This window comes from Streptomyces sp. NPDC051940, assembly GCF_040680895.1.
In the GTDB taxonomy this organism is placed as follows: domain Bacteria; phylum Actinomycetota; class Actinomycetes; order Streptomycetales; family Streptomycetaceae; genus Streptomyces.
In genome coordinates, this window is the sequence record NZ_JBFAXR010000137.1 from 1 (window position 1) to 21,432 (window position 21,432).

Annotated in this window: 22 protein-coding genes and 1 pseudogene; 13 read left to right on the forward strand and 10 right to left on the reverse strand. The window is 72.7% G+C overall.

The features are described 5' to 3' along the window. Positions 1 to 194 precede the first annotated feature (194 nt). A complete protein-coding gene (locus tag AB0M28_RS34020) occupies positions 195 to 1,223 on the reverse strand; it encodes a peptidoglycan-binding protein (protein ID WP_365413530.1) in 1,029 nt (342 codons plus the stop codon). Positions 1,224 to 1,349: 126 nt separating this feature from the next. Here AB0M28_RS34020 and AB0M28_RS34025 point away from each other — a divergent pair, with 126 nt between their 5' ends. Next, positions 1,350 to 3,581, forward strand: a complete 2,232-nt coding sequence (locus tag AB0M28_RS34025) for an MDR family MFS transporter (RefSeq protein ID WP_365413532.1) — start codon at positions 1,350 to 1,352, stop codon at positions 3,579 to 3,581. 628 nt (positions 3,582 to 4,209) lie between these two features. Here the strand turns inward: AB0M28_RS34025 and AB0M28_RS34030 are convergent. Next, positions 4,210 to 4,710, reverse strand: a complete 501-nt coding sequence (locus tag AB0M28_RS34030) for a GNAT family N-acetyltransferase (RefSeq protein ID WP_365413534.1) — start codon at positions 4,708 to 4,710, stop codon at positions 4,210 to 4,212. Beyond that, entirely contained in the window at positions 4,707 to 5,036 is a 330-nt protein-coding gene (locus AB0M28_RS34035) for an antibiotic biosynthesis monooxygenase (RefSeq protein ID WP_365413536.1), read from the reverse strand. Before AB0M28_RS34035 ends, AB0M28_RS34030 begins: the two co-directional genes overlap by 4 nt. Positions 5,037 to 5,305: 269 nt before the next feature. On the opposite strand from AB0M28_RS34035, the gene AB0M28_RS34040 reads away from it, so the two are divergent. After that, positions 5,306 to 5,872 (forward strand): RNA polymerase sigma factor, encoded by a 567-nt coding sequence (locus AB0M28_RS34040; protein ID WP_365413568.1) that lies wholly within the window; start codon positions 5,306 to 5,308, stop codon positions 5,870 to 5,872. Further along, complete coding sequence (locus AB0M28_RS34045) at positions 5,865 to 6,803, forward strand: hypothetical protein (protein ID WP_365413538.1); 939 nt, start codon at positions 5,865 to 5,867, stop codon at positions 6,801 to 6,803. Before AB0M28_RS34040 ends, AB0M28_RS34045 begins: the two co-directional genes overlap by 8 nt. A gap of 22 nt (positions 6,804 to 6,825) precedes the next feature. On the opposite strand, the gene AB0M28_RS34050 is transcribed toward AB0M28_RS34045, so the two are convergent. Both AB0M28_RS34050 and AB0M28_RS34055 read right to left on the reverse strand, forming a co-directional pair. After that, on the reverse strand, positions 6,826 to 7,095 hold the full coding sequence (locus AB0M28_RS34050) for a hypothetical protein (protein ID WP_365413539.1): 270 nt from the start codon (positions 7,093 to 7,095) through the stop codon (positions 6,826 to 6,828). Positions 7,096 to 7,270: 175 nt separating this feature from the next. After that, positions 7,271 to 8,479 carry a S8 family serine peptidase gene (locus AB0M28_RS34055; RefSeq protein ID WP_365413541.1) on the reverse strand — a complete coding sequence of 403 codons (1,209 nt, stop codon included), beginning with the start codon at positions 8,477 to 8,479 and terminating at the stop codon, positions 7,271 to 7,273. 269 nt (positions 8,480 to 8,748) lie between these two features. Between AB0M28_RS34055 and AB0M28_RS34060 the strand changes: the two genes are divergently transcribed. Both AB0M28_RS34060 and AB0M28_RS34065 read left to right on the forward strand, forming a co-directional pair. Continuing rightward, positions 8,749 to 10,359 carry an FAD-dependent oxidoreductase gene (locus AB0M28_RS34060; protein ID WP_365413543.1) on the forward strand — a complete coding sequence of 537 codons (1,611 nt, stop codon included), beginning with the start codon at positions 8,749 to 8,751 and terminating at the stop codon, positions 10,357 to 10,359. A gap of 141 nt (positions 10,360 to 10,500) precedes the next feature. Further along, on the forward strand, positions 10,501 to 10,977 hold the full coding sequence (locus AB0M28_RS34065) for a tautomerase enzyme (RefSeq protein ID WP_365413544.1): 477 nt from the start codon (positions 10,501 to 10,503) through the stop codon (positions 10,975 to 10,977). A gap of 88 nt (positions 10,978 to 11,065) precedes the next feature. Here AB0M28_RS34065 and AB0M28_RS34070 read toward each other — a convergent pair whose 3' ends face one another. Beyond that, positions 11,066 to 11,650: a TetR/AcrR family transcriptional regulator gene (locus tag AB0M28_RS34070; protein ID WP_365413546.1), complete on the reverse strand. Its 585-nt coding sequence runs from the start codon at positions 11,648 to 11,650 to the stop codon at positions 11,066 to 11,068. A 104-nt stretch (positions 11,651 to 11,754) separates the two neighbouring features. Between AB0M28_RS34070 and AB0M28_RS34075 the strand changes: the two genes are divergently transcribed. The 4 genes and pseudogenes from AB0M28_RS34075 to AB0M28_RS34090 form a co-directional block, all read left to right on the forward strand. Beyond that, positions 11,755 to 12,195: a tautomerase family protein gene (locus AB0M28_RS34075; RefSeq protein WP_365413548.1), complete on the forward strand. Its 441-nt coding sequence runs from the start codon at positions 11,755 to 11,757 to the stop codon at positions 12,193 to 12,195. After that, positions 12,188 to 13,204 carry an alcohol dehydrogenase catalytic domain-containing protein gene (locus tag AB0M28_RS34080; protein WP_365413550.1) on the forward strand — a complete coding sequence of 339 codons (1,017 nt, stop codon included), beginning with the start codon at positions 12,188 to 12,190 and terminating at the stop codon, positions 13,202 to 13,204. The genes AB0M28_RS34075 and AB0M28_RS34080 overlap by 8 nt, the downstream gene beginning before the upstream one ends. A 170-nt stretch (positions 13,205 to 13,374) precedes the next feature. Continuing rightward, positions 13,375 to 13,665 (forward strand): hotdog domain-containing protein, encoded by a 291-nt coding sequence (locus AB0M28_RS34085; RefSeq protein WP_365413552.1) that lies wholly within the window; start codon positions 13,375 to 13,377, stop codon positions 13,663 to 13,665. Positions 13,666 to 14,055: 390 nt separating this feature from the next. Beyond that, positions 14,056 to 14,166 (forward strand): annotated as a pseudogene (locus AB0M28_RS34090) (IS481 family transposase); the annotation flags it as partial. A gap of 175 nt (positions 14,167 to 14,341) precedes the next feature. On the opposite strand, the gene AB0M28_RS34095 reads toward AB0M28_RS34090, so the two are convergent. Continuing rightward, the gene (locus tag AB0M28_RS34095) at positions 14,342 to 14,752 is read right to left on the reverse strand and encodes a DUF2000 domain-containing protein (protein WP_365413554.1); all 411 of its coding nucleotides are present in this window, start codon (positions 14,750 to 14,752) and stop codon (positions 14,342 to 14,344) included. Positions 14,753 to 15,002: 250 nt separating this feature from the next. Here AB0M28_RS34095 and AB0M28_RS34100 point away from each other — a divergent pair, with 250 nt between their 5' ends. Then, positions 15,003 to 15,767 (forward strand): AraC family transcriptional regulator, encoded by a 765-nt coding sequence (locus AB0M28_RS34100; protein WP_365413570.1) that lies wholly within the window; start codon positions 15,003 to 15,005, stop codon positions 15,765 to 15,767. A 54-nt stretch (positions 15,768 to 15,821) separates the two neighbouring features. On the opposite strand, the gene AB0M28_RS34105 is transcribed toward AB0M28_RS34100, so the two are convergent. Beyond that, complete coding sequence (locus tag AB0M28_RS34105) at positions 15,822 to 17,057, reverse strand: cytochrome P450 (RefSeq protein WP_365413556.1); 1,236 nt, start codon at positions 17,055 to 17,057, stop codon at positions 15,822 to 15,824. A gap of 234 nt (positions 17,058 to 17,291) precedes the next feature. On the opposite strand from AB0M28_RS34105, the gene AB0M28_RS34110 reads away from it, so the two are divergent. Continuing rightward, positions 17,292 to 18,461: a steroid 3-ketoacyl-CoA thiolase gene (locus AB0M28_RS34110; RefSeq protein WP_365413558.1), complete on the forward strand. Its 1,170-nt coding sequence runs from the start codon at positions 17,292 to 17,294 to the stop codon at positions 18,459 to 18,461. 16 nt (positions 18,462 to 18,477) lie between these two features. Here the strand turns inward: AB0M28_RS34110 and AB0M28_RS34115 are convergent, their stop codons facing one another. Beyond that, the gene (locus AB0M28_RS34115; RefSeq protein ID WP_365413560.1) at positions 18,478 to 19,035 is read right to left on the reverse strand and encodes a CGNR zinc finger domain-containing protein; all 558 of its coding nucleotides are present in this window, start codon (positions 19,033 to 19,035) and stop codon (positions 18,478 to 18,480) included. Positions 19,036 to 19,151: 116 nt separating this feature from the next. On the opposite strand from AB0M28_RS34115, the gene AB0M28_RS34120 reads away from it, so the two are divergent. Together AB0M28_RS34120 and AB0M28_RS34125 are read left to right on the forward strand one after the other, a co-directional pair. Further along, on the forward strand, positions 19,152 to 19,604 hold the full coding sequence (locus AB0M28_RS34120) for a VOC family protein (RefSeq protein ID WP_365413562.1): 453 nt from the start codon (positions 19,152 to 19,154) through the stop codon (positions 19,602 to 19,604). Between the two features lie 13 nt (positions 19,605 to 19,617). After that, positions 19,618 to 20,529 (forward strand): pyridoxamine 5'-phosphate oxidase family protein, encoded by a 912-nt coding sequence (locus AB0M28_RS34125; protein WP_365413564.1) that lies wholly within the window; start codon positions 19,618 to 19,620, stop codon positions 20,527 to 20,529. 7 nt (positions 20,530 to 20,536) lie between these two features. Here AB0M28_RS34125 and AB0M28_RS34130 read toward each other — a convergent pair whose 3' ends face one another. Continuing rightward, positions 20,537 to 21,142, reverse strand: coding sequence for an MBL fold metallo-hydrolase (locus AB0M28_RS34130; protein ID WP_365413566.1), 606 nt, complete (start codon positions 21,140 to 21,142; stop codon positions 20,537 to 20,539). Between the last annotated feature and the right edge of the window lie 290 nt (positions 21,143 to 21,432).

Sequence of the window (21,432 nt, forward strand, 5' to 3'; positions counted from 1 at the left end):
ACCGTCGCGTCCGCGTCGAGTTCGGCCCGGTGCGAAGCGAGCGGCTCCGCTGGCGCTCCGCCGGTGCGAAGCGAGCGGCTCCGCTGGCGCTCCGCCGAGGGTTGCCGTCGGTGAACCGGTGGGGCTGTGCCGGCTCCGCTTCGCTGCGCCGGCTGATGCCTGGTCGGGGGCTTCGCTGGTGGTCGCAAGGGGTGTTACGTGCGGGACTCCAGGGATCTGCGGGTGTTCGGGCCGTAGACGCCTGATGCGTCGCCGGTCACGCCGTAGTCGTCCTGGTAGTTGCTGACCGCCTTCACCACCTGCACGTCGTACGAGCCGTCGATCGGGCCCGCGTACAGGCCCAGCTCCTTCAGGCGGCCCTGGAGTTCCTCGACCTCCGAGCCCGACGAGCCCCGGCTCAGCGTGGGGCCCGTGGGGGCGGGCGCCTTCGTGCTCTTCGACGGGGACGGGGACGGCGAGGCGCTCTCGCTCGGCGACTTCGACGGAGACGGCGACGCCGACTTCGACGGCGACGGGGAGGCCGGTTCCGACGCGGGCGCCTCCGTCGGTGACGGGTTCGCCGAGGCCGTCGCCACCGGGCGGTCCGGGCCCGCGTCCTCTTCCGACGAACCCGAACCCGCCAGCGCCGCGGCCACTCCCGCCACCACCAGGACGGACGCCGCCGCCGCGGCTATCACGAGCGGTCGGCGGTTGCGTTCGCGGCGCGCCTGGCGGCGCGGGGACGTCGGCGGGCCCGCGGGGATCGCGTCCAGTTCCGTCGTGTCGTCCGGTGCGGGGGCGGCCTCCGCCGGCCCCTCGCCCTCGAACATGTCAACGTCCTCCGGGGCCGGCGACGACGGCAGGAACGCCTGCCTGGGCAGTGGGAGGCGCTGCGTCTCCTCCGGTGCCCGTACCGGGCGGTCCGTGGACTGCATGACGTACGGGCGGATCAGCTGGGGCTCCCGGCGCGGCGCGGCGTCCGCGGCCCCTTCGGCGTCCGGCGCGGGGCCGTCCGCCGTTGGCTGAGCGGGCTGCTGCCCCGGCACGGGCTGCCCCGGCACGGGCTGTCCCGGCACGGGCTGCCCCGGCACCGGCTGCCCCGGCACGGGTCGTGCCGTGGACGGGTCGGCCGCCGTCGCCTCCTGCGCCGCGCCTTCGCGCGCGGAGCCGATCGCGCAGCCGCACCCCGGCGTGCCGTAGGCGTTTCTGGGCGCGCCGCACTCCGGGCAGGCCTGATCGTTCACCGTGCTGGTCCCCTCCATCGAATGCCTAGCGATTATGCAGAAGCCGGGGCGCTCTGCCCAGCGCCCCCTGGTCCCGATGGCCTTTTCGAGAGGCCGGAAAGGGACAAACGGGCGACTATGGGTGACATGGCGCAAGATCAGCCCGGCACGGACGGCCCCGGGCCCGGCCCGGACGGCACCGGAACCCCGCAGCGACCCGCCCGGGGCGCAACCGGCGCCGACGCCGCCGTGACCGAAGGCGAACCCCACGCGCCCGACGACGCCGGCGGATACGCCGCCGTCGCCGCGGAGGAGCGGTCGCACCGCAGCGTCCTCATCTCCATCGGCGCGCTCCTGTGCGGCATGCTGCTGGCCGCCCTCGACCAGACCATCGTCTCCACCGCCCTGCCCACCATCGTCAGCGAACTCGGCGGCATGGAGCACCTGTCCTGGGTCGTCACGGCGTACCTGCTGGCGTCCACCGCCGCCACCCCGCTGTGGGGCAAGCTCGGCGACCAGTACGGGCGCAAGAAGCTGTTCCAGGCGGCGATCGTCATCTTCCTGATCGGCTCCGCCCTCTGCGGCGTCGCCCAGAACATGCCCCAGCTGATCGGCTTCCGCGCCCTGCAGGGCCTCGGCGGCGGCGGGCTCATGGTGCTCACCATGGCGATCGTCGGCGATATCGTCCCGCCCCGGGACCGGGGTCGCTACCAGGGCCTGTTCGGCGCCGTCTTCGGCGCCACCAGCGTGCTCGGGCCGCTGCTCGGCGGTCTGTTCACCGAGCATCTGAGCTGGCGCTGGGTGTTCTACATCAACCTGCCGATCGGCCTGGCCGCCCTGCTGATCATCGCGGCCGTGCTGCACATCCCGCGCCACGCCACCCCTCACAAGATCGACTACCTGGGTGTGGTGCTCATCGCCTCGGTCGCCACCTGCCTGGTCCTGATGACCTCGCTCGGCGGCGTCACCTGGGACTGGGGGTCCCCGCAGATCATCGGCCTCGCCGTGCTGGGCGCCGTGCTGCTGGCCGCCTTCGTGTACGTCGAGACGCGGGCCGCCGAGCCGGTCATCCCGCTGAAGCTCTTCCGGATCCGCACCTTCACCCTCTGCTCGGTGATCGGCTTCGTCGTCGGCTTCGCGATGTTCGGCGCGATGACGTACCTGCCGACGTACCTCCAGGTGGTGCGCGGCGTCTCGCCGACCATGTCCGGCGTCCACATGCTGCCGATGGTGCTCGGCCTGCTGATCGCCTCCACCGGCTCCGGGCAGATCATCAGCCGTACGGGCCGGTGGAAGATCTTCCCGGTGCTCGGCACGTTCGTCACCGCGCTGGGGCTCGGGCTTCTGCACGAGCTGGAGGTCGACACGGGTGAGTTCGCGCTCAGCGTGACCTTCTTCATCTTCGGCTTCGGGCTCGGTCTGGTGATGCAGGTGCTGGTGCTCGCCGTGCAGAACGCCGTCGGCTACCAGGACCTGGGCGTCGCCACCTCCGGTGCCACGTTCTTCCGCTCCATCGGCGCGTCCTTCGGCGTGGCAGTTTTCGGCACGCTCTTCACCAGCCGGCTGACCGACCATCTGCGGGAGGACCTGGCGGGCCGGGTGCTGCCGCCTGGGGCGGACATCGACGCCCTGATGGCCGACCCGCGCGCGATCGGGGAGCTTCCCGAGCGGCTGCAGCCGGCGGTGATCGGTGCGTACTCCACCTCGATCACCGACGTTTTCCTCTACGCCGTGCCCGTCGCGCTCGTGGCGTTCGTCGTGTCCTGGTTCCTGCGGGAGGACCCGCTGCGCGACACCGTGACCGTGCCCGACGCGAGCGAGACCCTCGCCACCAACCCCGTGGAACGCTCCTCCCGCGAGGAGCTCACCCGGGCGCTGACGGTCCTGAGCACGCGCGAGGGGCGCCGCGAGGTCTACCGGGACATCGCCGTACGCGCCGGGGTCGATCTGCAGCCGGCCGCGGCCTGGATGCTGCTGCGCCTGCTGCGCTACGGCTCGGCCGAGCCCGCGCTGCTGTCCGAGCGGGCCGACGTCCCGCTCGCGGTGGTCACCTCGGCGGCCCGGCAGCTCGAGGAGCGGGGTTACGGCGTACGGGAGGGGCTGCCGCTGGTCCTCACCGAGGAGGGCCGCCCGCCCGCGCTGAAGCTGGCGCGGGCACGGGAGGAGGCGATGGAGGAGCTCCTCGGCGACTGGTGGACGCCCGACCGGTCGAAGGAACTGTCGTCGCTGGTCAAGGAGTTGTGCGCGGAACTCAGCGGCTCCGACGAGGAGGCCCCGTACGAGGACTTCCCCCGCCGCGCGCTGGCCCCGGTCACCGGCCACGACCTGGACCACCACGACCGACACGGCCTCCACGGCGACTACCGCGGCGGAGACTGAGCACCTCCGGCGGGGCACGCCGCCCGAAGGGGGTCGCCCTTTGCCGGGGCGCGCCGCCCCAGAGGCTCCGGGGGCTTCGCCCCTCGGGCCCCGGGAGTGGTGGGGTTTGGCCCTCGCCTCGGGCCGCAGGGCGGTTGGTTGGGGGAGGGGAGGGCTTGGGGGCTTCGCTCCCAGGCCCGCGGGGGTGGGGCTGGGTGAGCGCCGGGCCCTGCCTGCGGTGAGGTTGGGGGTTTTCCCCTGGCCCCTGGAGGGCGGTGGTTATGAGGGCTTCGCCCCGTGCCCCGGGGGCGGTTGGGTGAGAGTGGGGGGGCCAGGGGACCGCCGGCCGCCGCCGGGCAGAGGGCTTCGCCCCGCGTTGCCCGGGCCTTTGCCCGGGCCGCTTCGGCAGGTGAGGTCGGGAGGCTCGGCTCCGAAGCTCACGGGCGCGCGGTGATGGGGGCGGTCGGGCCGGCGCTTGTCCCGGCCCCGGGGCGGTGGGGTTGGAGGACCTCGCCCGGCCCGGGGGCGGTGGGGTTCGGGGACCTCACCCGGCCCTGGGGTCTGGGGTTTGGGGCGACGTGCGGGGCTCCAGGGTGGGGTGGGTGGGCGGCGGCCGGCGGCTGTGGGGCTCACAGGGGTGGGGGCGGGGTTAGAGGTCCTTGCCGTAGCAGTGTTCGGCCCAGTCTTCGGCGACGTACTTTTCGATCTCGGCGTAGCCGTGCGACGCGTACATCGCCCGGGCCTCCGTCAGTACGGAGCGGGTGTTGAGTACGATCCGCTTCCCGCCCAGCAGCCGGGCCTCCTCCTCCGCGGCCAGCAGCAGGCGCCGGCCGAGGCCCGCGCCGCGGGCGGCCGGCCGGACGTACACGCGCTTGAGCTCGCAGGAGCCCGGGACGGCGGGCAGGGTGCGGATACCGGCGAAGCCGAGAAGGCTGCCGTCCGCGTCGCGTGCCCCGAGGAAGACGCCGGTCGGCGGCTGCAGATCCCGGCTCTCGTCCCACGCCAGCGCCTCGCGCAGCTCGTCGTCGGTGGCGGGCCGCCCCAGCAGCCGCTCACCGGTCTCGGCGAAGTACTCCCAGACGGCGTCGGCGACTTCGGGTGCGTCGTACGGCTCGGGGGCTATGACGATCGCGTTGGTGCGGGCGGTCACTGATCGCCTCTCGGGCCGGCGCTCTGCACCACCTCGAACGACCACACCTCGGACCCGGAGGCGGCGGGCCGCTGCGGCTGCTCCCCGCCCTGGGGGCCCTGGTGGGCGGCCTTCATCGGCCCCTCCATCCACGCCTGGAAGGACGCCTCGTCCCGCCACCGCGTGTACACGAGGTACTGTTCGGTCCCTTCGACGGGTCGCAGCAGCTCGAACCACTCGAACCCGTCGGACCCCTCCACGGCCCCGGCCCGCGACGCGAACCGCTTCTCCAGCACCTCCCGCTGCTCGGCGGGAACGGTCAGCACATTGATCTTCACGACGGACATGCGGCCAGCGTCTCACGCCGCCCCGGCGCCCGTCCCGCAGGTTCCCGCGGAGCCGGGCGGGCGCGGCGCGGGGAAGTGTGCCTCTCCGCCGCGTGTGAGGGCCTTCCGGTCGTGAACCCGTTCCGGGGGTCCGGGTGACAGCGGGTGCCAGAGGGAGTCACCCGCGCTACGGAGGCCGTAGGACCGACCCGCCAGTGGAGGAGCCCGAGTACGAGGGTCCCGAGTACGGCGATCCCCAGGGCGGTGAGCCGGCGGCCGAGGACTCCCGGATCATCGCCCAGTCCTGGGAGAACCCCGAGCTCTTCGCCCAGCTCTACGACCGCTACGCGCCGGACATCCACCAGTACGTCGCGCGCCGCCTCGGCGACGCGCACGCCGACGACATCACCGCGGAGACGTTCCTCGCCGCGTTCCGGCGGCGATCGCGGTACGACGTGGCACGCGGCAACGTCCGGCCCTGGCTGTACGGCATAGCCGCCCGGCTGATCGGCAAGCACCGCCGTACGGAGATCCGCCGGCTGCGCGCTCTGGCTCGTACAGGCGCCGGTGAGGTCGCCGAGTCCTGGGTGGAGCGCGCCGACAACCGGATGGCCGCGCAGTCCACGCAGGCGCCGCTCGCCGGCGCACTGGCCGCGCTCTCGGCCGGGGACCGGCAAGTGCTTCTGCTGATCGCCTGGTCGGACCTGAGCTACGCCGAGGTCGCCGAAGCGCTCGGCATCCCCGTCGGCACCGTCCGGTCCCGCCTCAACCGGGCCCGTCGCAAGGTGCGCGAGGCGCTCGGCGCGGATCCCACGTTCGACCCCGACACCGCCACGGAGGTGGCCGCACATGGATGAGATGACGGCACTGCGCGATCTGGTCGAGGACGTGCGGCCCCCGGACCGGGCCCGGCTGGCGCCGGGACGGCAGCGGCTGCTGGAGGGGGTTTCCGGCGGGGGGCGGACGCGGGCGCTCCGCGGCGGTCGGCGGCTCGCGGTGGTGTGCGCGGTCGTCGCCGTGGTCGCGGCGCTCTTCGCGACACAGCTGTGGGTGGGAGGCGACGGGCGGCGGGACATGCGCGGTGTGCCCGCGGTCGAGCCGCGGGCCGATCAGTGGGTCTACCGCGAGTTCCTGGAGTACCAGGCACCGCTCAACTTCCGCGACGACCTCAACCCGCGGACGGAGGACGGATCGTCCGGCGGGCCCGCGACGGGAGGCAAGACGGAGTACGAGACGTGGACGGCGTACGGCAGCGGACAGCTGTACCGGACCATGTTCGATCCGGGCGTGATCAAGAAGATCGGGCACTCCAACCTGGGGTCCCCGCAGAGTGTCCGGGACAAGGTGGCGGGCCTGCCGGAGGACCCGGAAGCCCTGCTGCGGGCACTGCCGGGCGTGGTCCCGTTCGGGGGCGGTGGGCCGCAGGGCCAGTACGCGCGGATCGAGACGCTGTTCACCGAGGTCGCGTTCATCCCGCCGGAGGTGCGGGCCTCCCTGTTCCGCGCGCTCGGCACGATTCCGGGCGTCACGATCGGCAGGAAGCAGGCGAAGGACGCGACGGGCCGGGGCGTACTGGTGGTGTCCTTCGCGGACACCCAGTACGCCGAGCGGTACAACCTGCGGCAGGATCTGCTGCTCGACCCGGAGACCTTCGAGTACCGCGGCAGCCGCGGTGTCTATCTCGCCGGCGGACTGGTGGACGGCAAGCCCACCACCCGGGACATCGTGGTGAGCGCCAGGGTCCTCGTCCGCGTCGGTGTCGTGGACGCGCGCGGGCAGCGGCCCTGAGCACGCGGCCCGCGCGCGTCGGCTACGACGCGGCGCCGCTCACGCCCGGGCCGATGAAGCGGCGGTGGAGGGGGACGACGTGGAAGTCCGGCTGGTCCGTGACGCCGAGGTCCTGGAGGGTGGGCGCCAGGCGTTCGGCCAGGAAGCGGTCCCAGTCCTCCTGGGTCTCCCAGACGTCGGTCACATGCAGTACGCCGTCCTCGAACCACGCGGCGTGCAGGACCACGCCCTCGGGCATGCGCTCCTCCCAGCCCACCCGGTCGCGTGCGGCGTCGTACTGCTCGGGTGTCATGCCGGCGAAACTCAGGGACATCACAACAGCCATCAGAACCTCTCGGAACGTCTCGACAATGGTCTCTGTCGGGACGCTAAGCAGGCCATGACGGTACGGCCAGCCAGGAGGGCCGTCCGTGCGAAGCCGGAGCGGCCGGGTCCCCCGCCACGCGGCGGAGGACCCGGCCGGCGGATCAGAGGCCGCCCGTGTACGCCAGCAGGTTAGGGGTGCCGACGAGGTCGCCGCGTACGACGCCCGGGGTCGCGTTCGCGACCAGCCAGGAGCCCAGCGCGGACTGGGACGTGTCGCCGTTCGCCGACTTGTACAGCGCCGCGATGCCCGCCACGTGCGGGGTCGCCATCGAGGTGCCGTTGTAGACCGCCGTGGTGTTCTTCGGCTGGGTGGAGAGGATGCCCGAGCCGGGGGCGTACAGGTCGATGCACGCGCCGGTCGAGGAGTAGCTCGCGCGGTTGTCGCCACTGTCCGTGGCGCCGACGGCCGTGGCCGCCGTCAGGGCGCGCGGGAGTCGGTCGCAGGAGTCGGCGCCGGTGTTGCCGCCGGACGTGGCCAGGAAGACGCCCGAGTTCATCATGTTGGTGAGCGCGGTGGCCAGCGTGGCGTCGTACGTCCAGTTCCAGGACGTGTTGGCCACGGCCGGCTTCTGCGCGTTCGCGGTGACCCAGTCGACCGCCTCGATCGTCGCTGAGGTGCGGCCTGAGCCCTGGCAGTTGAGGATCTTCACCGCGTGCAGCCGGACGCCCTTGGCGATGCCGTACGTGTTCGAGCCGATGGTGCCCGCGACGTGCGTGCCGTGGCCGTCGCAGTCGGTGTTCTTGCGGTCGATGACGTTCAGGTCGAACTGGGCCCGGCCGCCGAAGTCCGGGTGCGAGACGTCGATGCCGGTGTCGATGACGTACGCGTGCACGCCCGCGCCGGTCGCCGTGTACGTGTAGCTCGCGGAGAGCGGCAGCGCGCGCTGGTCGACCCGGTCGACGCCCCAGGAGGGCGGGTTGACCTGGGTGGTGTCCAGGGCGTCGGTGACGTAGCTGTCCTGGGTGATCGAGACGACCGAGGACTGCTTCCCGAGCGCCTTCAGCTGGCCGGCGGTGAGGTCCGCGGCGAAGCCGTCCACGGCGGTCTCGTAGACGAAGCGGGGGCTGACGGAGAGCGCCCGGGCGAGGCCGCGGGCGTCGCTGCCGGGCTTCAGCTGGACGATGTACGAGCCGTCGATCGCCCGCGCCCCGTCGGGCGCCGCGGTGACGGCGGTGGACGGTGCGCCCGCGGAGGCGGCGGTGGGGAGGGCGACAAGGGTCAGGGCGGCGGCCGCGGTGGCGGCGCCGAGGAGACGGGGCAGCGAGCGGCGGGTGCGGGCGGTGCTGCCGGGGCCTTGGTTGCGGCGCAAAGCGAACTCCTCGTCCGTACGGACCGGTTGAGGGAGGGTTCCCTCGGGGTTGGCGAGAGGTTACGTGGTCATGCCAGCCCGGCGGAAGGGTGCGATTCCGGCCCCGTGAAGGGTGCGATTCCGGCCTCGGAGACGGGTACGGATCCGGTCCCGTGAAGGATGAGATTCCGGCCCCGGTGACGAGCCCGGTTCCAGCCCCGGCGGAAGCCGCCCCGTAAGCCCGCGCACGTGTATTCCCCTTGGAAGGAGAACGTGTTTCACTCCGCCGCGTGACCGAGACGAAGCCCCCAGAGGCCGATTACGTAGTCGTCGGGGCCGGCAGCGCCGGCTGCATCGTGGCGCGCCGGCTCGCGGAGTCCGGGGCGCGGGTCGTGCTGCTGGAGGCCGGGCCGCCCGACACGTCCCGGATGGTGCGCGTGCCCGGCATGATCACCGTCATGCACTCGGTGCCGCAGCTGAAGAAGCGCTTCGACTGGGGCTACTGCACCGTCCCCCAGGAGCACGCGGCCGGCCGCCGGGTGCCGGTGACCCGCGGCAAGGTGGTCGGCGGTTCCAGCTCGGTCAACGGCATGCTGTTCGTACGCGGCCACCGCTCCAACTACGACGACTGGGCCGCGGACGGCTGCGCCGGCTGGTCGTACGACGAGGTCCTGCCCTCCTTCCGCAGGCTGGAGGACTGGGAGGGCGGCGCCAGCGAGGTGCGCGGAGCGGGCGGCCCGATCAAGGTCAGCCGGCAGCGCGATCTGACGCCGGCCAGCGCGGCGCTCGTGGAGGCGATCGGCGAGACGCTCAAGACGCCCGCCAACGACGACTACAACGGCGCGACCCAAGAGGGCGTCGGGGTCGTCCAGATGAGCTCCGACAAGGGCGTGCGGTACAGCGCTTCGAAGGGCTATCTGGGCAAGGGCGCGGGCGTGCGGCTGATCACCGGGGCGACCGCCGCCCGGGTCGTCGTCGAGGGCGGCCGGGCCGTGGGCGTGGAGCTGCTGGACGGGCGCGTGGTCCGGGCCGCGCGGGAGGTCGTGCTGTCCGCCGGGGTGGTGGGCTCGCCGCAGCTGCTGATGCTGTCCGGCGTCGGGCCCGCGGACCATCTCCGCGAGCACGGCATCGACGTACGGTCGGACCTCCCCGTCGGCGACAACCTGCACGACCACCTCTTCGTACCGATGACCTTCCTCGCCCCGGGCGCCGTCCACCGCGGCACCGGCACGCACTTCCTCGCCGGGCTGCTGACGGAGGCGGTGCGCGGGGGGACGTGGTTCGGGCGGACGGTGTTCGACGCGATGGCGTTCGTACGGACGGACGCGGCGAGCGGCGGCGGACCCGCCCGCTCGGACCGCCCCGATCTGCAGATCCACGCCCTGCCCTGGTCCTATCCGTCGCCGAACCAGGACGCCCCCGTCCGGCACGCCGTCGACCGGCGGCCCGCGCTGACGGTGATGCCCACCCTCATCTACCCGCGCAGCCGCGGCACCGTCCGCCTCGCCTCCGCCGACCCGTCCGCGGCGCCGCTGATCGACCCGGCGTACCTCGCGGACCCGGGCGACGCGGCGTTCCTGGTGGCGGGGATGAAGCTGATCCGGGAGGTCATGGCGCACCAGCGGCTCGCGGAGGTCGTGACCGGCGAGCTGCACCCGGGGCCGTCGGTCGCCACGGACGCCGACATCCTGCGCGAACTCCCGCAGCGGGTGCACTCGGTGTACCACCCGGTGGGCACCTGCCGGATGGGCACGGTCGTCGACCCGCAGCTGCGTGTCCTCGGCGTCGAGGGCCTGCGCGTGGCGGACGCGTCCGTGATGCCGTCGATCACCGGCGGCAACACGAACGCCCCGGCGATGATGATCGGCGAGCGCTGCGCGGAGCTGATGACGGCCGGCTAGCCGTGCCATCTCATGAGGTTGGTTCCACCGGCGTCCGCTGGGGCCGGCCGTGGGGCGTGGTGCTGGGACGGCCTCTTGATATGACACTCGTTATAGGTCCGTGTAGCCTCGTTCTATAACGATCGTCATAGGAGGCATGTCGTGACCGTCATCACCGTGAACACGTCCAAGGGCCGCTTGAGCCAGGAGCAGCGTCGCAGGCTGGCCGAGACGCTGACGGACGCTGTCCTGGTGCCCGAGGTCGGGCAGTTCGCGCCAGCCGCGCGGGTCGGTTTCCAGGTGCATTTCGTCGAGCGCGAGAGCGACATGATGGCGATCGGTGGCCGCCTGCTGGCCGACGTCGGCCCGGATCTCGACGTCATGGTCATCGACGTGGCCGTCATGGACGGCGACTGGCGCCAGGAGGTGCGAGCGGAGGTCGTCGAGCGCGTCCTGTCCGCGATGGCCGAGGCATGCGGTCTGCCGGAGCCGGCTCCGGCCTGGTGGGTCAACTTCCGGGTGATCGACGAGGGCAGCTGGGGCTCGCGCGGCGGTGTGCTGTCCGTGCTCTCGCTCCTGGACAGCGGCGTGTTCACCGAGGAGAAGGCCAAGGCGATCCGCGCCGCCCTCGGCGCCTGAACGGTCTGCGGTCGGCGTCCGGCGATCCGCGAGTGGGACGCCGACCAGGCCGGCGGCGGGGAAGCCCGGCGAGGGGGCGATGTGCGGCTCAGGCCCCGATGGCGTGGTCGATCAGGCCCTGAAGCTGAGCGGCCACCCGATCGAGGGGTTCGGCGCTGCGCTTGGCCCGGCACATGGCCACGGTGCCCTCAACGGAGGAGACGATGAGGGTCGCAAGCTGCGCGGCCTGATCGGGCTCGGCACCGTGGGCCCGCAGGGAGTCGGCGAGCAGCGACTCCCACCGGTCGAAGACCTCGGCCGCAGCGGCCAGGGCGGGCGGGATCTCGTCGGTCGGTGGTTCCTCGATGGCCACGGCCAGCACCGGGCACCCGGCGCGGAAGTCGGTGTCGACGACGATCGTGCGCCACAGCGCCAGGAATTCCCGCAGTCCGGCGGCCGGGCCCTTTTCCAGCTCCGTGCGCAGACCGCGGGCCACCCACTCACCCGTGTACCGGACCGCCTCCATGGCCAACTGCTGCTTGCCCTCGGGGAAGTAGTGGTAGGTGGAGCCGAGCGGCGCCTTGGCGTGCTTGGCCATCTCGCGGATGCTCGTGGCGCTCAGGCCCCGCCGGCTGATCATGTCGGCGGCGCCCGCCACGATCCGCTCCCGCGCCTCCGGGTTCGTCTTGGGCATGTCCTGCTCCCCTCTGGTTATAACGCTCGTCATAGTCTAGCGTGGTCACCGTTATAACGATCGTCATAATCGGATGGCGGCGTGAACCCGCAAGGAGAGCCACCGTGCCGATGATCCGGCTGACCGCACCGACCGGCGCCCTCACCGAGGAGGGCCGCGCGAGCGTCCAGCGCGAGCTCGCCGGCGTGCTGCTGCGCTGGGAGGGCGCCCCCGACACCGCGTTCTTCCGCGCCCAGGCGTGGAGCTACCTGACCGAACTGCCGCACGGGGCGCAGGTGACCGCGGAGGACGACGTGCCGCGCTTCCTGGTGGAGGTCACCGTGCCGCAGGGCGCCCTGTCCGAGCGCCGCAAGGCCGGCCTGGTCGAGGAAGCGACCCGGACGGTGCTGAACGCGGCCGGCCTGCCCCAGGGCGAGGCGCTGCGCGTGTGGGTGCTCGTCCACGAGCAGCCGGACGGCACCTGGGGCGCGGGCGGCTCGGTCGTCCGGTACGCCGACCTGGTCGCCCTCGCCAAGAGCGGCAACAAGGAGGCCGCCGGTGCGTGAGCTGACGTACGTGGCCCGCAACAGCGTGGAGTGGCGCGAGGTTCCGGACCCGGTGCTCGGGTCCGGCCGGGCGGCGATCGTCGCACCGGTCGCCGCCACCTCCTGCGACGTCGACTCCTCGATCCTGGCCGGACACGGCTTCCTCGACCCGCCGTTCGCCCTCGGACACGAATGCGTCGCCCGGGTCGTCGAGACCGGGGACGCGGTCACGGCCGTGGCCCCCGGTGACCTGGTCGTCGTGCCGTGGTCGATCAGCTGCGGCACCTGCGGCCAGTGCCGCACCGGGCTGACCGCGCACTGCACCTCGGTGCCGCACATGGCCATGTACGGCGCGCCGATCGGCGGCAGCTGGGGCGGGCTCTTCTCCGACCTGGTCCGCGTCCCCTACGCCGACGCCATGCTCGTCCCCCTGCCGCCCGGTCTCGACCCGGTCGCGATGGCCTCCGCCAGCGACAACTGGTCCCTGGCCTGGCGCCTGGTCGCGCCCCATCTGACGAACCGCCCCGGCGCCCGCGTTCTGGTCATCGCGCGCGGCAGCATCGGCCTGTACGTGTGCGACATCGCACGCGCCCTCGGCGCCGGCGACGTCCTGTACGTCGACCCCGACCCCGCGCACAGGGCGCTCGCCGAGACCTACGGGGCGCGCACCGCCGAGGCGATCGACCCGATCCGGCACGGCTTCGACCTCGCGGTGGAGGCCACCGGCCGCGTCGGCCAACTCGAACTCGCCGTCAAGTCCCTCGCGCCGGAAGGCTTCTGCGAATCGGCGGGCAACCACTTCCGACCCGGCGAACTGCCACTGCTCGACATGTACCTCACCGGCGTCACCCTGCGCATCGCCCGCGACAACGTCCGCGCCCACATCCCCGAAGCCCTCGACCTCGCCGCCTCCGGCACCGTCGACCCCGCCCGGGTCGTCTCGCACATCCTCGACTGGGAGGACCTGCCCGCTGCACTGCCCGAGAGGCACCTCAAGCCCGTTTTCATCCGCGACCTCGCCACCCGCTGATCCCGCACGCCGCCGTGCTGCCGCGCTGCGGCATCGGACCCGAACGCCGAGAAGCCCGATGACCTCGCCCCTGACCCACCACGCACGTCACGCCCGCCGGCGACGGCGTAGCCGGAACCTGCACCCTCGGCATCGCCCACGAAGGCCCACCGGGCTACGGCCACGGCGGCATGAGCGCCATGCTCCTCGACGAACTCATGGGCTGGGCCTGCACCGGCGCCGGAATGCCGGGGATGACCACCGGCCTCCAACTGCGCTACCACCGCCCCGTACCCCTGCAGACACCACTGCACCTCTCGGCGCGCGTCACCGGAACCGACGACCGCAAGATCTTCCTGACCGGCTCGATCACCACCGACCACGACCGCTCCACGATCCTCGTGTCGGCGGACGGCACCTTCGCCGCACCCGACCCCGACCGCGCCCGCGCCATGTTCCCGAGCCTGCGCGAGGAAACGTGACGACCGGCTCACCACGATCGTGGTGCCGCCAGTCGTCCAGCCCGCAGAATCGCCCAAGCCCAAGCACGTGACAGGGCACCGCAACGCCCCGCTCACACCCGAAGGGCGACTGCGCCTGTGCCTACGCATCGAGGCGGGACGCCCACTCGCACACGTCGCCGCCGAAGCCGGGACCGTTCCTCCCGCCCAGCAGTGAGCCCGGCCCGAACCGCAGAAGACCTCGCAGATCTCGTGGAGGCACCACGTCGTCAGACCGAACACGGTCCGGCCCGCCTGGCAGCCGACCTCCAGCGGCTTCACAGCATCACACTGGCCCCGGCCACTGTGCACCGCGTTCTCGTCCGGCGGGGACTCAACCGCCTCCGTGACCTCGACCCACCCACCGGCGAGCGTGGCTGCACCTACCTGCATTCAGCCGTGGATGATCACTCTCGACTGGCATACACGGAGGCATTGGACGACGAACGTGCCGCCACTGCGGCCGCGTTCTGGCACCGCGCAGCAACCGGGAACCACGAGCGACCGCACTCAGCTCTCGGCGGGAAGCCACCGATCAGCCGAACCCCCACCAGCGGATACCGCGTCGCCCTCGGCCATCTGCCGCAACCACCCGCTGCCGTCCCCCAGCGACTCACGATCGAGGACGCGATGGAACCAACCTCATGAGACATCACAGCTAGCCGTGCAGCGTGAGCCCCTTCACGGCCCGGTCCACGCTGTTGCGCGGTCCGTACAGGGCCAGGCCCACCAGGTCCAGGTCCTCGGCCGGGACGTCCCGTACGGCCGCGCGGTTGACGTCGTCGTGGCCCGTCGCGAACATCTCGCGGATGTACACCGCCGTGTGCAGTCCGCGCGTGAGCGCCCGGCCGTGCGTGCGGGCCAGCCCCGCCGCGTCCGCCGCGAAGACCAGCACCGGCTCGCGGGCCAGGGCCAGGTAGGTGTTGCCGGAGGCGTCCTCGTAGGGCTTGCCCATGATGTCCTCCGTGGCATGGGCGACGCCGGTCGAGAGGAAGGAGGCGACGTTCAGCTTCTGCCAGACGGCGAGGTCGTCGCGGACGACGACGGCGAATTTGGTGTCGAAGCGCATGAGGGCCAGTCTCGGCGGATTGGCCTTGGGCGTCTTGGACGGATGTGCGCATGATGGCGTCATGCGCAGCGGAACGACGGACAGCACGAACGGCGCGACGACGGACAGCACGAACGGCGGGACGACGGACGTCACGAACGGCGCGACGACGGACGTCATACCGGACGGGACGACGCACGTCGCGGACAGCGGTACGGCGGACACCGGCTGGGTCCGCTACTGGCGCGACCCCGGCCGCCCGGTCGAGGTGATGCACGCGCACTTCACCGACCACACCTTCCACCGGCACTCCCACGACGCGTACTCGTTCGGCGTGACCGAGCAGGGCGCCCAGGGCTTCCGCTGCCGCGGCGGCGCGCACACCAGCGCGGCGGGCCTGGTGATGACGTTCAACCCCGACGACCCGCACGACGGCCACGCCGAGGCCGAGGTCGGCTACCGGTACCGGATGGTGCACATCGGGCCCGACGTCGTACGGGAGGTCCTCACCGACGCGTACGGCCCGGCCGCCGCCATGCCGCTGTTCCGGCAGCCCGTGCACCACGACACGGTGCTCCGCCGCGCGCTCATGCGCCTGCACGCCGCGCTCGCCTCCGGCGAGGACGCCCTCACGCGCGACGAGCGGCTGACGGCGGCGGTGCTGGCGATGGTCCGCAGGCAGGCGACGCGCGCGCCGCTGGCCGCGGGGAGCGGCCACGCGCCCTCGGCCGCGCGCCGGGCGCGGGCGCTGCTGGCCGAGGGGTACGCCGAGGGCCTCACCGGCGAGGAGCTGGCGCGGGCGGTGGGCGGCAGCCGGTTCGCGCTGTACCGCGCGTTCCAGCGGGAGTACGGCGTCTCGCCCGGCGAGTACCAGCGCCAGCTGCGGCTGCGCGACGCCCGCCGCCGCCTCGCGGCGGGCGAGTCGCCGGCGTCCGCCGCCGCCGCGGTCGGCTTCGTGGACCAGAGCCATCTGCACCGGTGGTTCGTGCGGTGCTACGGGGTGACGCCGGGGGTGTACCGGCGGGCGGGGGCGTAGGCCCGCCGCCGGTCACCCGTGGACCGGGTGCGGGGGCGTGACCCCCGCCGCCCGTCACGCGTAGGTGACCCGCAGCTCCTTCACCCCGTTGATCCACGCCGACCGCAGCCGCCGCGGCTCGCCCTCGAGGTGGATGCCGGGCATCGCGTCCGCGATCGCGTTGAAGATCAGGTCGATCTCCGTGATCGCCAGGGACTTGCCGAGGCAGTAGTGCGGGCCGCCGCCGCCGAAGCCCAGATGCGGGTTGGGGTCGCGCAGGATGTCGAACCCGCCCGGGTTGTCGAAGACCTCCGGGTCGTGGTTGGCGGAGGCGTAGAAGATGCCGACCCGGTCGCCCTGCTTGATCTGCGCGCCGCCCAGCTCGACGTCCCGGGTGGCCGTGCGCTGGAAGGACGTGACCGGCGTGCCCCAGCGTACGATCTCCTCCGCCGCGGTCGCCGGGCGCTCCGCCTTGTACAGCTCCCACTGCTCGGGGCGGGTGAGGAAGGCGTGCATGCCGTGGGTGATGGCGTTGCGGGTGGTCTCGTTGCCCGCCACCGCCAGCATCAGGACGAAGAACCCGAACTCGTCCTCCGTCAGGTTCCCCTCGTGCTCCGCCGCGACCAGCGCGGAGACGATGTCGTGCGCCGGGCACTTGGCGCGCTCCGCGGCCAGGCCCATCGAATAGCCGATGATCTCCGCGGCGGCCAGCTTGCCCGTCTCCTCCGAAACGGCCAGTTCGGGATCGTCGTAGGCCAGCATCTTGTTGGACCAGTCGAAGAGCTTCGACCGGTCCTCCTGCGGCGCCCCGATCAGCTCCGCGATCGCCTGCAGCGGCAGTTCGGCCGCGATGTCGGTGACGAAGTTGCCGCTGCCGCGCTCGACCGCCTCGGCGACGATGCGCCGGGCCCGGTCGCGCAGCGCGTCCTCGATCTTGCGGATGGAGCGCGGGGTGAAGCCCCGCTGCACGATCTGCCGGACCCGGGTGTGCTCGGGCGGGTCCATGTTCAGCATGATCAGGCGCTGCATCTCGATCTCGTCGCGCGTAATGTGCTCGTTGAAGCGGATGACCGCGGTGTTCTCCGACGAGGAGAACGTCTCGGGGTGGACGGACACCTCCTTGACGTCGGCGTGCCGGGTGACCACCCAGTAGCCCTCGTCGTCGAAGCCGACGCTGCCGCGTTCCTGGGGGCACCACCAGACGGGAGCCGTGCCGCGCAGCTCGGCGAACTCCGGCAGTGGGACCCGGTGCTGGTAGATGTCGGGGTGGGTGGGGTCGAAACCCTCGGGCAGTGCGGGGCAGAGCGACATCGGGACGCCTCCCAGTATCCGGCCGGCACCCGGCCGTTGTCTGACGGGCCATCAGATTTGCGCGGTGAGGCTAGTAACGGGATCTACAACAAGCAAGGGCCATGAGGCCATCGGTTACGTGCAGGACCCTTGCGCCGCGGGGGTGGCCGTCGCGAGACTGCCCCTACAGAACTAGTACGCGTTCTAGTTCCGGGCGGTCCGGGCGCTCCGGGCGGCGCGAGGAGGGGACGAGTCATGGCCGCTGAACCCGTCATCGTCGAAGCCGTACGCACACCGATCGGAAGGCGCGGGGGCACGCTCGCCAATCTGCATCCGGCCTATCTGCTCGGCGAGACGTACCGCGAGCTGCTCGCCCGTACGGGCATCAAGCCCGACTGCGTCGAGCAGGTCGTGGGCGGCACGGTCACCCACGCCGGCGAGCAGTCGATGAACCCCGCCCGCAACGCCTGGCTCGCCATGGGCCTGCCGTACGAGACGGCGGCCAGCACGGTGGACTGCCAGTGCGGCTCCTCCCAGCAGGCCAACCACATGGTCGCCAACATGATCGCCGCGGGCGTCATCGACGTCGGCATCGGCTGCGGGGTGGAGGCGATGAGCCGGGTGCCGCTCGGCAGCGGCTCCCGGCACGGGCCGGGCAAGCCCTTCCCGGACGAGTGGAACGTGGACCTGCCCAACCAGTTCGAGGCGGCCGAGCGCATCGCCCGCAACCGTGGGCTGACCCGGGAGAACGTGGATGCCCTCGGCCTCATCTCGCAGGAGCGGGCGGCCGTGGCGTGGGCGGAGGAGCGCTTCAAGCGCGAGACGTTCGGCGTCCAGGTGCCGACGACCGAGGAGGAGCAGCACCAGGGCCAGGGCATGTGGCGGATCGTCGACCGGGACGAGGGGCTGCGCGACACGTCGATGGAGGCCCTGGCCGGGCTGAAGCCCGTGATGCCCACCGCCGTGCACACGGCGGGCAACTCCTCGCAGATCTCCGACGGGGCGGCGGCCGTGATGTGGGCGTCCAAGCGCATGGCGCGGGCGCTCGGCCTGAAGCCCCGGGCCCGGATCGTGGCGCAGGCGCTGGTCGGCGCCGACCCGCACTTCCACCTCGACGGGCCGGTCGACGCGACGAAGGCGGTGCTGGGGCGGGCCGGGATGTCGCTGAAGGACATCGACCTGGTCGAGATCAACGAGGCGTTCGCGTCCGTGGTGCTGTCGTGGGCGCAGGTCTTCGGCCAGGACCTGGAGAAGGTCAACGTCAACGGCGGCGCCATCGCGCTGGGCCACCCGGTGGGGGCCACGGGGGCGCGGCTGATCGCGACGGCGCTGCACGAACTGGAGCGGCGGGACAAGGAGTTCGCGCTGATCACGATGTGCGCGGGCGGGGCGCTGGCGACGGGGACGATCATCCAGCGACTGTGAGCGGGGCCCGGGAGGGCTATCCCTGCTTCGAACGGGCGTAGTGCGACCGGGCCTTGGCCCGGTTGCCGCACGCGGCCATGGAGCACCAGCGGCGGGTGCCGTTCTTCGACGTGTCGTAGAAGTGCAGGATGCACGTCGGGCCCGAGCACGCCCTGATCCGTTCGGGGCGGTCGTCGAGCAGGCGCAGATAGCTCTCCGCGGCGGTCCAGGCCGGGAGCCAGACGGGGTCGTCGGTCTCGACGCGCGTCACCGGGGCGTCCGGGCCCAGTTCGTGCCGCACGTGCCCGTGGGCCAGCACCTTGTTGAGCGCGGACCGGCCGCCGGTGTCCTCGGGGTGGTCGACCAGCCGGTAGAGCGCCGCGCGGACCTGCAGTACCGCGTCGAGCGTGGCCGCGTCCGCCCGTACGGACAACCCCGCGAGCTGGGACGCGACGCCGGGGGAGGCGAGCCAGGCGGCCAGTCCCGTGGGCGAGGTGAGCAGGTCCTGGACCTCGCCGTCCCGCATCCAGCGCGTGTTCAGCAGGTCGATGGCCAGGGGCTCATCGGTCAGCGGGCGGGGGTCCGTGGTGCTCATGCAGCGAGTCTAACCGGTCAAGGGCGGGATAGCGGTTGACGTGAGATGAGCTAACTCCTAATCTTGATTTAGACGGTTAGGGGGTCGGTCCCCGGCCGCTGGACGGAGGTATGCGCATGGGCGCCTTGGCGACGCTGAAGACGGGGCATGTGGGGCTGAACGTCACGGATCTGGACCGCTCGGTGGCCTTCTACCGCGAGGTCTTCGGCTTCGAGGTGAGCGCGGAGGGCAAGGAGGAGGGCCGCCGGTTCGCCTTCCTCGCCCGGGACGGGCAGCTGCTGGTCACGCTCTGGCAGCAGAGCGCGGCCGGCTACGCCGCCGACCGGGCGGGGCTGCACCATCTGTCGTTCCAGGTCGAGTCGGTGGACGAGGTACGGGCGGCGGAGGCGCTGCTGAAGTCGCTGGGCGCGGAGTTCGCGTACGAGGGTGTCGTCCCGCACGGCGAGGGAGCGGCCTCCGGCGGCATCTTCTTCGCCGACCCGGACGGCACCCGGCTGGAGATCTACACGACCGCCGGCGTCGCCGGCGAGGCGCCCACTGCGGGCGCTCCGACCTGCGGGTTCTTCTGAGCGGAGGGTCATCATGGCCACGTACACGAAGGGTGAGCTGGCCGTCCAGCGCCGGGCCGGGGTGAGCGGCCCCGCGGGCAACGCGCTGCGCGGCATCCGGTCCGAGGTCCCCGAGGTGGCCGCGGTGTTCCTGGCCGGCCAGCCGATGATCGTCGCGGGCGCGGCCGACCCGGAGGGGCGGATATGGGCGACGGTCCTGACGGGCCGACCCGGATTCCTCTCCGTACCGGAGCCGGGCGTGCTGGCCGTGGGCGCCCGTCCGCTGCCCGGGGATCCCCTCGCGGACATCCTCGCCGGCGAGGCGAAGCTCGGCACGATCGCCATCGAGCCGGCGACGCGGCGCCGGATGCGGCTGAACGGGACCTCGTCGCCGTACGGGGAGGGTCTGCGGGTGCGGCTCGACCAGGTGATCTCCAACTGCCCGAAGTACCTGCAGAAGCGTGAGTACGGGGAGGCAGGTCCGGACGCGGAAGCCGTCGCGGTGCGGCGGGGCGCGGAGCTGACGGTGGCCCAGCAGCTCGCGGTGAGCACGGCCGACACGTTCTTCGTCGCCACGGCCTCCCCCGAGGGGGACGCGGACGCGTCGCACCGGGGCGGCAACCCCGGGTTCGTGGAGGTCCTCTCGCCGACCCGGCTGCGCTGGCCGGACTACCTCGGCAACGGGATGTTCCTGACCCTGGGGAACCTGGCGGACAACCCGGCGGCGGGGCTGGTCTTCCCGGACTGGGACACGGGCGCGCTGCTGCAGGTGACGGGCGACGCCCGGGTGGTGTGGGAGGGGGCGGAGGTCGGCCGGGTGCCGGGGGCGGAGCGGCTGGTGGAGTTCGAGGTGACCGGGGTGAACGAGATCGCGGGGGCGGTGCCGCTGCGGTGGAGCGAGCCGGAGTTCTCGCGGTTCAACCCGCCGGTCGCGCCCGCGGCGTGAACCGCCGTCACACCGTGAGCTCCAGCGCCCTGCCCGGTTCGGCCCACCGGACGCTTCCGCGTACGGCGGCGGGCGCCTGCGCCAGCCGGGCCTCGACGGCGCGGCGGCCCTCGCGGAAGTGCGACCAGCCCTCGTAGTGCACGGGTACGACGGTGCGCGGCCGCAGCAGCCCGCACAGCTCCACCGCCCGCCGCGCGGTCATCGTGTAGCGCAGTGGACCCGTCACCGGGAAGCGCACCCCGCCCAGGTGCAGCAGCGCCGTGCCCACCGTGATCCGGTGTGCCACCTCGCGCACGCCCGCGTACAGCACCGTGTCGCCGGAGATCCACAGCGCGCCGTGCCGCTGCCCCTCCCAGCGCAGGGCGAAGCCCGTCACCTCGCCCACCACGGGCCGGGACAGCGGCGGGCCGTGCCGGGCTGGGGTGGCGGTGACCTCGATCGCCGGCAGCCCGGGGGACTCCAGCCGCCAGGTCGCCCAGGGGGCCAGGCCCCGGGCGCCGCCGCCCAGCCGCCGCGCTCCGGACTGCGTGGTCAGCACGGCGCCCGCCCCCGGGAGCAGGGCGCGGCCGGCGTCGTCGAGGTTGTCGGCGTGGTGGTCGTGGGTCAGCAGCACCGCGTCGACCGGGGGCAGTTCCGCCGCGTCGAGCGCGGGGCCGGCGGTCTTGCGGGACGAGGTGCCCCAGCCGAAGGCGTAGCGGCGGCCCGGCGGGTCGAACGTGGGTCGGTGAGCAGGCGCCGGCCCGCCGCCTCGATCAGGACGGTCGGGCCGCCGATGTGGGTGATGCGGACGTCGCTCATGTACGCGGTCTCCTCTCGGACCGGGACCACGAGGAGGTCGGGGTCTCCCCGATGGCGGGCGACGGCGGCCTGATCTACCAGGCCCGGGTCGCGGAGCTGGTCGGC